We start from the raw sequence: 13201 nt of genomic DNA, 5'->3' as shown, positions 1-13201 counted from the left end.
TTTTTCTCACCAAACACAAACAAGCTGCTTTCAGAAAACACTTAACCCCCACCAAGTGCAGACGATCTGTTGGAGTTTAACTAATGCAAAAGAGCTAAGCAGATTCGCCTAGCTCTCTTTCGTTCATTTTGAGTCTTGCGATCAACAGGTCATTCTGCAGGACAATTTTCGAGTATTCCTAGCAAAATGCCTCCCAGCATTCGCTGCCCTCTCTCACAAAAGCAATAAATTGATCCAGTTCCGCATGGGCTGCAACAAATTGTCCGCCTTCATAGACTCTCCGATCATTAACATTTACCCAGCTGCCCTCCGGAAGATACACTTGTCGCTCTGTCTGCCCTTGTTTGACAATCGGGGCAAATAGGATATCTTCCCCAAACATATACTGATCATCGAGCGTGTAGCAGATTTCATCATCAGGATATTCAAAAAACATGGGCCGCATAATCGGGGCACCGGTTTTACTGGCAATGTCCATGTATTTGTGGATATAAGGCCTGAGCCGCTCCCGTAACTCAATTAAATCCCGCAGAATGGAGTAAACCTTCTCACCGAAGCTCCAGATCTCGTTTGGCCCGCCGCTGGGTTCTTTAAGGTTCGGATTGGGAGAACCCTGGGCTTGAGTCCGCCTTCTTGAGCCATGGAGCCTCATCACCGGGCTGAACACGCCAAACTGGAACCACCTTACAATCAATTCCCGGAAATACTCACTTTCAATATCTGCGCCCCAAAAACCACCGATATCGCTGTTCCACCAGGGAATACCGCACATCGCCATATTTAATCCGGTTTTCACACTCATGCGGAGCGCTTCAAAGGTGGAGGGAATATCGCCGGACCAGACTAAAGCCCCAAACCTCTGGCTTCCTGTGAAAGCTGCTCTAGTGAGCAGAATGATCTCCTCTTCCCCCGCATCTTTTAGCCCATCGTAAAACAGTTGAGAATAATAGAAGGGATATAAAAGTCCGACTTCTAAGCCATTTCCCAAATATAACCGGAGATTATGGAAGTGGACAGGCCTGATTTCCGGCTCCGCTTCATCGAGCCAGAAGGAAGCAACGCCTTTCTCCAGGTAGTTTTCGCGCACCTTCGACCACACATATTCCCTGGTTTCGGGATTAGTGGGATCGATATATGACTGGGCTCCGTGGAAGGGAAACACTCCGGGCAGACCTATTTCGGTGCGCACCAGCAGATTGCGCTCATTCATGTAACGCCAGTTTTCGCTGTTCTCATTAATGGTAGGCCAGATCGACACAATTGGCTTGACTCCTTGGCTCAATAGCTGGTCACACATTGCCTTGGGATCAGGCCAATACTGGGGATCAAATTTCCAGTCACCCTGCTCTGTCCAGTGGAAAAAATCAATTATCAGCGCAGACAGAGGTACGCCCCTCTTTTTATACTCCTCAGCTATAGCCAGCACTTTTTCCTGAGATTCATAGCGCAGCCTGCTCTGCCAAAAGCCCGACGCCCAACTGGGAAACTGAGGAGGATATCCCGTTAAGTCCGCGTATTTCTGCATTACTTCGGCAGGAGTATCGCCAGCTATAATCAGGTAATCAATCTGTTTGCTTGATTCTGCTTCCCAAAGCGTATGGTTGGTGGTAAGCTCACAACGCCCGATCGATGGATTATTCCACAAAAATCCATACCCCCGCGATGAATAAACAAACGGAATAACTGATTTGGTATTTTTATGGATCAGCTGGCTGGCAGAGCCTTTTAAATCAAATAAATCGTTCTGTTCCTGCCCTAAACCATAAAAATGCTCATCGGGATATGGCTCAAAGATGACAGTGCAGCGGTAGTTATCCGCACCAACATGGAGATATTCCCGGTAGCCACTGAAAAACACCATCTCCGAACGCTCCGCCAAGAGCTCCCTGCCGTGTTTGTAATACACTACTTTACCGCTGTCATAAAGCTCAGCACTAATAATACCATTGGTGATAACTGCCCGGTCTTTCTGGAGTTTTGTCTCAACAGGCACAGGATCCTGCGGCAGCAGCGTCCAGTCCTCATCCACCAGTCGTCCGCTGCGGCTGGAGCGAAAGCGAAGGATGTCTCTGCCAAAAGGCTCAATCACCGCAATCTCATCTCGCCTGCGAAGGATAATTTTGTCGTCTTTAACCTGTAAAATTCCCATGTTCCGCCTCCTTTTCCACTGATTAAATCTTTATTCATCATCAATACGGGAACCATTTACGGTTTGCCCAAATTGTTATAAACTTCCACCCGTTCATGTTAAACGCATCCTAAATTAAATAGCGGCGCAGATTCGCCCTTATGTATTCGTTCTCCATTATTCAAAATCTTCCTTTGATACAGCGTTACAAAAAGCCCAGCTCATTGTGGAAAAAACAAGCTGGGCAGTTTACAGTCTAATTTAATTCATAATTAAATGGGGTTACAGGCAAACCGCTGTCATTGTATAAAGTGCAGGTGCAGAAATTGGTGAAACCGTATCTTACTCCGAAAGGACTTTCAATCTCATCGCACCAAACTTCAACTTGGTTCCAATCAACAATCCTCGCTTCTGCGTCTTTATAAACACCATCCTCACCGCAGAGCATAAAGCCTTGGACCCGGTCACCTTTGTTAATTAATTTGCCGTTAACTTGATCAAAGATGATGATTGCTTTTTTGCCCTCAAATTGAACATCGGATACCACAGGGCTGTCCGCGACAATATCTTCATTATATAAGTACTTCCGAGCTAAGAGCACCAGCCTCAAGCTAATGTCTTTTTTATCGGTGGGGTGAATATCCCCGTCCCCACCGGCATCGATGCCTACTGCCAGATAGGTATTATCCAGTTTTTGCGTTACATTAAACTGCGCTTGGCGGATAAAGCCCCATTTAAACTGGTCCCCGCTGCGGTTAACAAAGGGAAGCTGGACAATAAAGAAAGGAAGCTTTGGATCTTCAAACAGTGCCCGCCAGTTCGCAATCATTACCGTCAGCATTTTTTCATAGATGTGGTGCTGAAAATCATCGGATTCACCCTGGTACCATAAAACGCCTTTCAGTCCAAACGGTGCAATGGGTTTCAGCATGGTATGGAACACCCCGCAGGGGCGATAGGAATAATACTTGCCAAATGGCTCTAAAGGTATCTTTGTGCCGTTTTCCTCAATGTAAGTGGTTATTTGCTCTACATATCTCTGCCACTTAGCTGCGTACTCCGCCTCATCGACCTTGCTAACCTTTTCCGCAAATTCCTCATACAGCTGATAAAGCTCAGAATGCTCGGCCATTACTTTTTCATCAATCCAGCAGGCAGCAGATTTGCCGCCCCAATTGCAGTTGATGATGCCGATGGGAATGTTTTGGCTTTCATAAATATCCTTGGCAAAGTAATAGCCAATTGCCGAAAAGTTTTTCACATTCTCAGGAGTGCATTCTCGCCAGGATGTTTTATCCTTGATTTCCCAAATCCCCAGTTCTCCATTTCCACCAACAAAGAGATCCGCATCCTCATAGTGGCGGCACGGCACATCATAGAGACGGATTTCCGGATACTCCGCCTGCTGAAGATCCTCTGCGGCTGTATCCATCAGCCTTAACGGCATCAGCATATTCGACTGTCCGCCGGCTAAGTACACATCTCCCACCAGGATGTTGTCTAGGATGATTTCCTCCTCACCGGAAGCAATCCTCATGGTCAATGGATTGTCGGAATTGTGGATCGGTAATGGTTCAAGGATCAGTTCCCACTGGCCATTTTCCACAACAGCCTGCACCTGCTGGTCAGCAATCGACACAGTAACTAGCTGTCCTTCAATGCCTTTACCCCATACCTTAAGGGGCACGTCGCGCTGCATTACCATATTTTTTTCAAATACACAGGCGATTTGTAGTTGATTGTTTGACAAGGTTAATCTCACTTCCCACTTGTGTTTTTTCCGTTTATATCTCACTACGCTGTAATTCGTTATTTTTTTCCCTAACCCTCTGATAGGTGATTCACATAAAGGAAAAAACCAGCTTGTTGGCTCTAACTACTTAAATTTGTAATTTTGATTACAGGAAGGAATTTCACCCCTAAAACAGAACCTATACTGTCAAACAATTTAGCTGCGGAGTGAAGAGCATGCGAGTAATCTGGCACGCCAATATTGACACATTTTTACAGGAATCACTAGCGTATTTAGAACAAGATGAAGCCCTCAACAACCTGATGCTGGGAATTTCCTTAAGGATCCAAAAAGAACCAAACTATTATCCCCAGGTAGAGAAGGTTACTGTCCATAAGAATGGAGAACTGGTCTTGGCTGCGCTTATGACTGTGCCAGAAAAGCTGATTATCTACGGCGCAGGCGATGTAAATGGCGAAGCGCTGGAAACTTTAGCAGATAGCATTCTGGAGCGGAAGCTAAATCTACCGGGAGTAATCGGTCCCAAGGAATGGGCGCAAAAGTTTGCAGATATTTGGAGTTCCCGCACAAACTGTCCTGTTCGGTTAGAAATAAATCTGCGCGTTTATAAGCTCTGTAAAGTTAATCCTGATGTTATCGGTGCCGGACGCCTCCGGTCTGCAGGCTCTGACGATGTAGAGCTTCTCGCTCGATGGATCGCAGAGTTTCAGAAGGACACCGCCCTCGAACCCAATCCCGATTTGGAAAAATGCCGATTGCTGGCTGAGAGGTTTACTTCTGGAGAACCGCGAGTGTTTTTCTGGGAACACAATGGAAAACCAGTTTCAGTTGCTGCTAAAAGCCGGTCAACCAGAAATGGTGCGACAGTCAATCTGGTCTATACGCCCAGAGAACTGCGGGGGCGGGGCTATGCCTCAAGCTGTGTAGCATCTCTCAGTCAAATGCTTTTAGATTCTGGCTACCAGTTCTGCAGTCTTTTTGCAGATTTGGACTATCCGACCTCCAACAAGATTTATCAAAGCATAGGCTACAGGCCTGTTGGTGATTTCGGCCAATACCGATTTGAAACAAGATCATAAGAAAAACAAAGCCGCCAGTACTGATTTGTTAGTAATCAGCAGCTAAGGCGGCTTTTCTATTTATGTTTCCAGCTAATCCATTAATCTTGCAGCTTCCCGCTCACACTCTTCAGCGGTCTTCAACAGCTCAACAATCTCCTGCCTGGAAACAGCTTCAGTAAGATCAGTTTTTGCTTTCGTTTCAAAAGCTCTCTGCCAGCATTCAAATCCAGTTTTATACAAACCAGCCAGATCTTTTAGGCCATACTTGTCAAAGAATCTCCATGCGTAATGCTTCAGCGCAGCATAGGTTCCTAAATAATACTCCATGTTCCAGGAAAGGTCAGGGTTGAAATCAGCTTCAAAATGTTTGATTAGAGCCGGATAAGCGGCCAATCCGCTCGGGTTCGGACACCAATCATTACCGTTTAGATGAGTCTTTGCTAGTTTTAGGGTATCAGCAATAGTCTCATCCTGTGATTTATGATTCCTGCCGGTAACAGCCAGCACACTAAGAATAGGGATTTCTCGTTTCCCGAGCTCATTATAATCCATTTGTCCTCCTCTGCCGGCAACGTCAAGTACAGCTAACTTCTGCAGCTGATCATCATAACCGATGATCAGTCCCCATTCAGGAAGTCCAATATCCCACCCGATAACAGCTATCCCCATATCAATTGAACTTTTAACCAGTTCAACGGCAGCAAGGCGCCGCTCTTCTGCGATATCATCCTGATTCCACAGCCGCTCTACGTATTGGCAGGATAATCCGCCGCTTTCCACCCATGGCTTCTGCTGCTTAAAACTCCACATACTTGTAGCACTAGGACATAACTCTGGGTCAACCCACATCCGAAAAGCAAAGCCACTCGATGCCACAATATCTTCGGCTAATTCATGATAAGGACTGTGCCTTACCGCTGCAGATAAACACTTAGCAAATGAAAATAGATAGCCGGTAGTATCTCCAACACCTTCCCAGCTGATATTCAGCTTTTTCATACTCCACTCTCCCTGGTTAAATTTGAGAATCAGAAAATTTATTCTTCCAAGTGTTTTGAAATCCTGCAGAAAAACACTTGCATTTCCAAAATCACTGTGATATATTTGTATCAAAGAGTGATGTATTTATCACATTGCAGGGAGGTCAAGAAATGTCGAAGAATGCACTTAACTATATCGGTTTCCTTGGATTTCTGGGCTTTACTGGTTTTCGCTACTTTAAAACCGGTGAACCAACAGAGCTGTGTGGATTTGCTGCCTTTTCGTTCTTCGCGTATTTCTGGATCGCAAAGCTGAGCATCAGCATTCCCGATGAGCGCTACTTAGAAAACGTTCAGAAAGCTAAAGCTTTTATCGGCAATGTGGCTCTGGTGGAAATGGCAGTGCTATTTGTGCTGTCTGTGCTGTTATCCCAGTTTATGGAAGTGCTCATCTTCGGAATCGCAGTTGTGTTTTCATCGCTGGTCCTAGGTTACGCGATCAAACTATATCAATTGGAAGAAAAGTGATGCAGGATGTCTAAGTTCATTTGTCATCTAAAGAAATACCGGCAGCTGGCAGGTCTGACTCAAGAGGATCTAGCAGAAAAAGTGAAGGTAAGAAGGGAAACTATTGTCCGGCTTGAAGCGGGTAAATACAATCCATCGTTAAAGCTGGCCATCGATATTTCCAGAGCAGTTAATGCTCCAATTGAGGAGATTTTTGTTTTTGAGTAACTGCATTTCGCAAAACCACCGCCAAGGTGGTTTTGTTATTTTATATATCACTCTTTGAGGTTAACATAAAATCATATGACATTCTTGACGCATTATGTTATTTTTAGTATCATTAGATTGCCTAAGGGCATAATATAGATTGAAAGGAGGCCAAACATTGAAGGAACTTTCAACCACAACGCTTGCTAGAACCATAAAAAATAAGCGCGAGGAAAAAGGATTAACTCAGGAAGGATTAAGCAATCTTACCGGAATTAATAGGGCCATAATCAGCCGCATTGAAAGAGAAGACTTCATCCCATCTATATATCAGCTTCAAGCCCTTGGTAGAGCTCTTGAATTCGATATCACATCGATGTTTTTAGAGACCCAAGAAAACAACGCATTCATTGCGCTTAGAAGCCAAGCTTTGAGTGAAAAAGAAAAAGAAGGTGTAGAAAGGCTTTTCAAGATGATGATAGTCCTAAGACAGCAAATACTGCTGAGGAGGAAGTTTGAAAATGAGGCTAGACAGAATCCATGATGAGCTTCAAATCGCATCCATAAAAAAGCTAGCCGAAGAAAAGCGGTGTGCTTTGGGCTTTGTTGGTGCAACCCCAATTGCTAGCGAAATCTTTAATATTCTGGACAAATTGGAAATAATCCTCTTGGAGTATCCGATAGAGTCAGATAGGGAACAGCCATCTTTTTGTGCCGCCCTAATGTATTCCAAACAAGGCGAAGAGGAGCTAGTCTTCATTGGTCTGAACACTGCGATCTATTTCGATAAACAGATTTATGCAATTGCCCATGAACTTTACCACTTCTTCACTAAAACGGGTTCCCAATTTGGACGAGTAGACAGGGAAGACGATCTGGTCGAAGTTCAAGCAAACTACTTTGCAGAAGAGTTTCTTTTACCTGAGCGAGCCTTGACGAACACCATTATTGAGGAGTTCAAAAGTTCTTCGCTTCGGAATCTAAAAATGAAAACACTGCTCCGATTTATTGCGCGACTGCAGTGTACCTGGTGGCTCCCATACGATTCGATAATCGCAAGACTAAAACAGATAAATGCAATTAATGAGAATCAATACCTAAGCTTGTTCAGCATCGACCCTAGGGATATGAATGGGGAATACGGAAAAGTAGGTCTAGCTATGAATAAAGAAATTTTCATTAAGCTAAATAGTGCTAACCATAACATCAATGCATCTCCGAAGAGTATCGAGATAATCGTGCGCAATTTCGAGAACAATCTGATAGACGAAGATGACTTTGCCGATATTTTAAGCGTTTTCGAAAAACACCCAAGTGATTTTGGGTACGATTACACCGTTTCTGAAGACGATTTAGATGAATTTGATTCCTTTTTCAACGGGAGGTAGTTCATGTTTGTTGATCTATCGTCCGAGAACCCAGCTCTAGAAAGTATTTTCGATGATCCCACCAGATCGGCGTCCACCAGCTAGGAAAGCTTTTGATTTTCAGCTGTTTCAAAGTATTTGGCTAGACCCGATTTTCAACGCATTCCCCAAATTAGCTATACACGAAGCTGTCTATGATGAACTTATTTCACCATCAGTAGAATCGTATGTTCAGGAAAAATTGCAGGCTGTTCCGCCCCGCTTAATCATTCATAGCGATTCAACCTTAAACAAAACCGAAAAAATGTTGCGTGTCTCTATCGAAAAAAGAATCTACCCTTTAACTAAATATGATCCAATATTAGACAATAGAGACGACAGAGGCGAGGTAAAAACTCTCGCTTACATCGCAGTCAAGGAGCTTATTTATTACCTTTACACAAAGAATCTCAGTGATAAGCAAGCCTTAAAATATTTATATAGATATCAGTATCATTTAACGAAGCGTGAAAAACTAACTAATCCCAACTGGAATGAGTTCGTTGACGATATGAACGACCTGTACCAAGCGTTTCTAAAAAATAAGTAAGCTCCCCCACCTTTTGGCAGGAGAGCAGATATTTCCACTTATTTCTTTAATTCCCAATAGCAGCGCTTCGGAGAAACAATCTTCTCTTCTTTTTTAAGCTTGTTCATAGCCTTATCAACTTCTTTTTTATCTAGGCCGGTTGCTTCCACAACTTGTCCAGTTCTTACCGGCTCTTCCGCTTTCTCAAAGAACTCTAAAACAGCTTGATATGCATCCATCAAAAATTCCCTCCTAGATTCTATGTATACATCAATTTTAACCTATATTTGATTCTATGTCCAGACTTATTAGGAATGTTTATCAATAATTCCGTCTGCTTAGATAACCATAGCTTTTCCAATCTGGATTAGCAGTATCCTCCGCTGCCTGAGGTTAACCTGCCACCTTCTGCTGTTAATCACATGCTTTGCCATCTGTCATCAGCTCTTATCCTAAAAAGTTGATGACAATACCTATAATACCTTAATTATCATCGTCAGAACTAAAATTTAACTGTTCCTGGGTGTACTCGCGCAAAATCTCACTCTTCCGCACCCTGCTGGATTGAATCTCTTTCACAAGTAATCTGCGGCCTTCATCGGTAAGTCCTGCTATTTCAACCCTGCTGCCTATAACATGCCTTTCATATTTAGCTTTCTCTTCAAGGTTATCCAGCACACTCCCGAACCACTTTTTCGCTTCACGGATCAAGTAGCGCTTGGTATCGCGGCAGCGCCAAATATCCCAAACTATTACAGCTCGCTTCCAAACCTGTTCTAGATCAATAACCATCGGTTCTTGGGTCAAGATCCTAGGTATGCTCGCCATCAAAGAAGTCCTAAACCTTTCTTGAAGCCTAATTTTTGCTTCTTTATTCGGGGTTGACACGGTAATATCAACCGGAATCAAATCCAACAGCGGCTGGGCTCTGCCCTCCAAAACTCGCTTAGCTCCACAAAGCTCAGGATTATCGAAGCAGGGAGCTTGTCCAAAATTAATATACACTCCATCGTCTTTTTGAATCAGTCCCCAAGTATCAAAATCATTGGCAGTACAAGCTGCTTGTTCAATTGCTACAGTTAGTTCATGAAGGGTTACGCTAAGTGGCTCCCTGTCATCATCATTAACAACATAAACAAGATGGCTTGACCACTTATCTTTACGCAAACCAGCCGCAGCATCCCGCAGAATATCTCCCTGCATTACAAGCAGTCCAACTGCCTGTTTTGTTGGTTTGATCGAGTCTAGACCAAAACCACTTTTTTTACACTCTACCAGCACAAATTGATCTTCTCCGGAGCGTTTCAGCATCAGATCTGGTGCAACCGATTGATTGCTTCTAATACCCTTCTGACGCAATTTTTCTGCAATTTCCTGGCTCAAAGTCAGTTTAGGACTGATCCAATGCGCTTTAAACCCAGCATCATGTAAAATCGGCGTTATTCTTCCTCCGGCAGGCTGCGGTAGTGATAACCACAGCATGAGATTAAGTTGAAAAAGAGGATCGCCGATCAAATCAGTCATCAGGCTCACTCCTTTCGCCAACCAAATGATGCCTGATAATATCCTGATACAAAACATCACCAACATAGACCTCAATATCCGGTTCCAGCATCTTCTGGATATTGGTAACCAGCCGATGAATTGTATTACCACAGGTACCTTGGGGTAGGACAGCAATAAACCGGGATGGAGTCATCTCTAAGTAAATCTCCTGCCACAAGTGCAGATCTAAACCGTAAATATGAACCAGTTTCTCATTAATCCAAATCGGATTTCCCCAAAAGCGAAACGGACCATGCCCCCGCTCAAATGTATAATCTATAAAATGATGGAACTTCATAAGCAGCAGCGGCTCATTAAATACAATTGTAACAGGCACTCCCCGCAGCTGGTAAACCTCTCCGCCTACCGACAGATGATTCTTTTCTGCTCCAAACCACACCGTTTCTTCCAAATATCCAGTTATTGCTCCATACTTGTCACAGACATCAAGAATCTGCTGGCGGTGGTCTAAGAAGTTGTTGCTGCGGTTGGTCACCTTGCCGTCATAATAAAAGTCATGACCACCAGCGCCGCTTATAGCCGGAAGTCTCAGTGCATTAATTGAATTAAAAGGCTTGAATATTTTCTGCAGCTGAGGAAGTATCTCATAAAGCTTGGACTTAGGCATACCTAAATTTGCACTGCCGCTTTCTAATTCAACCAGCAGCTCATCTAGATCATCCGGAGATTCTATGTGCTCATCGACAGTTTGTCTGCTGTGAAACCGATCCTGAAAATCAAAGCTGATTCTAATGTAGCGGTGGTCTTGGTGACTGGGAACAATCCATGACTCCCAGATATTCTTAAACATAATTCCGGACAGCCACAATTGGTCTAGATAAACCGAACCTCTAACCAGCTGCGACACAAACTGATCTGACTGATCAGTCTTTTGAGCTGTGTAATACAACCAAAAGCGACCGCTGATTTTTTCCAGATAACCCTGTACTTCCCCCCAGTTTGAACGGACAATCAGAGTTTCTTCATCAATTTCATCCACATGACATAAACCTCTCTGCTCAGAAAAGATATCAAGGGAATTGATCCTACTGCTCCCGTTGTCAAAAAAAGTTTCAATTACATAGGTCTTTAGAAGCGGTGCTCTAGTCTTTTTCGCATCAATCTCTGTACTCCTATCTTCTGAGTAATCCATCAGATACTGAATAAGTCCATCTCTGGTTCTTACCTCTTTCAACCCAGTCACCTCCTTGTCCTTATTTCAATTATTTTAGCGAACCAAGTCATGTTTTTACATAATTTTATCACACATTTTACAATGTCACAAACGCCATTTATCCCGAATACATTGAACTCCCACTACTATTCCCCTTCATCCACAGTTTTACAGCACATGTGTTTGGTTTATAGAGTTAAAATCACAGCTCTCTTTACCAAGACAGCTGTGATGTTAGCTTTATGGGAATAAATCAAACCCCGCATTAACTCCGATCCGGAAGCTCGGTTTAACTGTTCCGGAGGTAGGAAAGATCATATCGATTACCACTTCACTCGGTACAGACAGCCTATTTGTAGCTCTTAGCTGAGTTCCCATCGTAAAGCGGAGAGCAAATGCGCTGTAGGAAGATCCGTCCACAGAATCGAGCGGAAAGATATAGCCTACCCCTGTGCCGATATATCCGGTGGATGAGCGCTGCACGCCGTTAAAGGCAAACATCATTTCCCGAGTTGGTTCGAAATCAACATCAATCGTCATCAAGCCATTGGTCAGCAGTGAGCTAAAAAATGTGCTGATCATAGTCAGTGGATTCGAAGGTTCTGATGCCAAAGCAGCCGGTGATGTTTGCGTTTGGGATTGGCTGGTTTTCGGCTGCGATTGTTCAAGTGATGGCGTTAACCTCAGACCTAAGCTGATCGGCCGTCCTTCAATGCCCTCACGCTGAGTCAGCAGTGTGCCGATTCGGAAACCCAATGTCGGGGGCACTACCGTGACTGTCATGGTTGCCGGCGGACCGGAGCGGGTTGTGCCGCTGATTCCCCGCACAGTTATGGTTGCTGTTCCGGGCTGCAGTCCTGTCAGCACTCCCTTTTCATTAACTATTACTTTTGCTTCATCGCTGGACACATACAGATAGTCCGGATCGGCAATGGGACGCCCTAAATTATCCAGGGCATAGGCTACAATCTGATGGGAAGCACCTAAGTTCAAGCGAATTTGATTCGGCGAAAGAAATACCTGGTCGATTGGCCGCTCCACGACCTGGATATCTGCTGGATATAAGTAATTTAAGAGGTTGTCGATCTGCGCCGGTGTATCAGTAGCTTTTGCCGCATCTACCATGGCAGAACCAACTAAACTAGTTTCACCATCAACCAGCATAAAACGCTGCACTCCGATTACCACAGTATTCTGCAGCATCGCGATTGATCCAGTAATTACCTGATCAATCTGATACTGCCGCAGCAGTAAATCAGCCTGCTCGTATGGAGAAAGCTGTGCTAAATCGATATCGGGAGCTAACACTTTCTCATATAAAGTGATCTCATCGAGTACTTCAAACTGCCCATATTGAACTAACCGTGATGTCACTCCCAAAGCTACAATCCGAGAAATACTCACTAAATCCGCTTTCCCAACCGCAACCGGATCCATGAGGTTTCCCTGGCCATCATAAGCTTGCAGATTAAGCACGGCTACTTTTTCTTGAGCAGATACACTGCCTGCAGCAACAGCGCAGATCAGAATGGATAATATCAAAAGTTTGACATATTTCCCCATTATCTCACCCCTCTCACCGCTTAAATTCTCCACAGCATCCTTTCATCCTCTGCATTAATCCAAAACTTTCTGTCGTGGTTAGTATATGCTTCGCAGTAAGCCCCTGAAAATGGGCATACAAAAACCGACAGACTAGCAAGCCTGTCGGTTTTTGTGAAAGTAGTGTCACTAGGCGCCGCGTAAACTGACTCCGTCTGAATACTCTAACGAGCAATCTGTTGCCAAGGAGTTCAGCTACACGTTTCCTTTGTGGGTATATATTTACTTCGCTCTCTGTTTAAATATTCCTGCATCTCAAATCTATTTTGCCAATATTCATGCCATTATATTCTTCTGTCTGATAATTCT

General features: G+C 44.1%; 13 protein-coding genes. 6 read left to right on the top strand and 7 right to left on the bottom strand.

Translation table 11 applies throughout. From position 1 onward, the window contains the following. Positions 1–178 precede the first annotated feature (178 nt). Both GX019_02670 and GX019_02665 read right to left on the bottom strand, forming a co-directional pair. The gene (locus GX019_02670; protein ID HHT36060.1) at positions 179–2149 is read right to left on the bottom strand and encodes a glycoside hydrolase family 31 protein; all 1971 of its coding nucleotides are present in this window, start codon (positions 2147–2149) and stop codon (positions 179–181) included. A 235-nt stretch (positions 2150–2384) separates the two neighbouring features. Next, a complete protein-coding gene (locus tag GX019_02665) occupies positions 2385–3827 on the bottom strand; it encodes a sialate O-acetylesterase (GenBank protein ID HHT36059.1) in 1443 nt (480 codons plus the stop codon). A gap of 269 nt (positions 3828–4096) precedes the next feature. Here GX019_02665 and GX019_02660 point away from each other — a divergent pair, with 269 nt between their 5' ends. Beyond that, complete coding sequence (locus GX019_02660) at positions 4097–4960, top strand: hypothetical protein (GenBank protein ID HHT36058.1); 864 nt, start codon at positions 4097–4099, stop codon at positions 4958–4960. A gap of 72 nt (positions 4961–5032) precedes the next feature. Here GX019_02660 and GX019_02655 read toward each other — a convergent pair whose 3' ends face one another. Next, the gene (locus GX019_02655; protein HHT36057.1) at positions 5033–5941 is read right to left on the bottom strand and encodes a hypothetical protein; all 909 of its coding nucleotides are present in this window, start codon (positions 5939–5941) and stop codon (positions 5033–5035) included. 152 nt (positions 5942–6093) lie between these two features. Here GX019_02655 and GX019_02650 point away from each other — a divergent pair, with 152 nt between their 5' ends. The 5 genes from GX019_02650 (at position 6094) to GX019_02630 (ending at position 8592) form a co-directional block, all read left to right on the top strand. Then, entirely contained in the window at positions 6094–6450 is a 357-nt protein-coding gene (locus GX019_02650; protein ID HHT36056.1) for a DUF3796 domain-containing protein, read from the top strand. 6 nt (positions 6451–6456) lie between these two features. Next, a complete protein-coding gene (locus GX019_02645) occupies positions 6457–6657 on the top strand; it encodes a helix-turn-helix transcriptional regulator (protein HHT36055.1) in 201 nt (66 codons plus the stop codon). Between the two features lie 157 nt (positions 6658–6814). Next, positions 6815–7180, top strand: a complete 366-nt coding sequence (locus GX019_02640; GenBank protein HHT36054.1) for a helix-turn-helix domain-containing protein — start codon at positions 6815–6817, stop codon at positions 7178–7180. Next, entirely contained in the window at positions 7158–8024 is an 867-nt protein-coding gene (locus tag GX019_02635; GenBank protein ID HHT36053.1) for an ImmA/IrrE family metallo-endopeptidase, read from the top strand. The genes GX019_02640 and GX019_02635 overlap by 23 nt, the downstream gene beginning before the upstream one ends. A 52-nt stretch (positions 8025–8076) precedes the next feature. After that, complete coding sequence (locus GX019_02630) at positions 8077–8592, top strand: hypothetical protein (protein HHT36052.1); 516 nt, start codon at positions 8077–8079, stop codon at positions 8590–8592. A gap of 38 nt (positions 8593–8630) precedes the next feature. On the opposite strand, the gene GX019_02625 is transcribed toward GX019_02630, so the two are convergent. The 4 genes from GX019_02625 to GX019_02610 all read right to left on the bottom strand — a co-directional run bounded on the left by GX019_02625 (position 8631) and on the right by GX019_02610 (position 12853). Further along, complete coding sequence (locus tag GX019_02625) at positions 8631–8810, bottom strand: replication protein (GenBank protein ID HHT36051.1); 180 nt, start codon at positions 8808–8810, stop codon at positions 8631–8633. 244 nt (positions 8811–9054) lie between these two features. Beyond that, entirely contained in the window at positions 9055–10095 is a 1041-nt protein-coding gene (locus tag GX019_02620; GenBank protein ID HHT36050.1) for a hypothetical protein, read from the bottom strand. Then, a complete protein-coding gene (locus tag GX019_02615) occupies positions 10088–11311 on the bottom strand; it encodes a hypothetical protein (GenBank protein HHT36049.1) in 1224 nt (407 codons plus the stop codon). Before GX019_02615 ends, GX019_02620 begins: the two co-directional genes overlap by 8 nt. Positions 11312–11530: 219 nt before the next feature. Continuing rightward, complete coding sequence (locus GX019_02610; protein HHT36048.1) at positions 11531–12853, bottom strand: hypothetical protein; 1323 nt, start codon at positions 12851–12853, stop codon at positions 11531–11533. Between the last annotated feature and the right edge of the window lie 348 nt (positions 12854–13201).

The sequence above is a fragment of the Bacillota bacterium genome (genome assembly GCA_012837335.1).
Classification (GTDB): Bacteria; Bacillota; Limnochordia; order Darwinibacteriales; family DTU012; genus DTU012.
This window is presented reverse-complemented; position numbering and strand designations above follow the sequence as displayed.

Bases quoted from the DNA above. Each gene is read 5' to 3' on its own strand.
- GX019_02645 (HHT36055.1), top strand. From the start codon at position 6,457: ATGTCTAAGTTCATTTGTCATCTAAAGAAATACCGGCAGCTGGCAGGT.
- GX019_02635 (HHT36053.1), top strand. From the start codon at position 7,158: ATGAGGCTAGACAGAATCCATGATGAGCTTCAAATCGCATCCATAAAA.
- GX019_02670 (HHT36060.1), bottom strand. From the start codon at position 2,149: ATGGGAATTTTACAGGTTAAAGACGACAAAATTATCCTTCGCAGGCGA.
- GX019_02630 (HHT36052.1), top strand. From the start codon at position 8,077: ATGATCCCACCAGATCGGCGTCCACCAGCTAGGAAAGCTTTTGATTTT.
- GX019_02660 (HHT36058.1), top strand. From the start codon at position 4,097: ATGCGAGTAATCTGGCACGCCAATATTGACACATTTTTACAGGAATCA.
- GX019_02655 (HHT36057.1), bottom strand. From the start codon at position 5,941: ATGAAAAAGCTGAATATCAGCTGGGAAGGTGTTGGAGATACTACCGGC.
- GX019_02610 (HHT36048.1), bottom strand. From the start codon at position 12,853: ATGGGGAAATATGTCAAACTTTTGATATTATCCATTCTGATCTGCGCT.
- GX019_02665 (HHT36059.1), bottom strand. From the start codon at position 3,827: ATGCAGCGCGACGTGCCCCTTAAGGTATGGGGTAAAGGCATTGAAGGA.
- GX019_02625 (HHT36051.1), bottom strand. From the start codon at position 8,810: ATGGATGCATATCAAGCTGTTTTAGAGTTCTTTGAGAAAGCGGAAGAG.
- GX019_02650 (HHT36056.1), top strand. From the start codon at position 6,094: ATGTCGAAGAATGCACTTAACTATATCGGTTTCCTTGGATTTCTGGGC.
- GX019_02620 (HHT36050.1), bottom strand. From the start codon at position 10,095: ATGACTGATTTGATCGGCGATCCTCTTTTTCAACTTAATCTCATGCTG.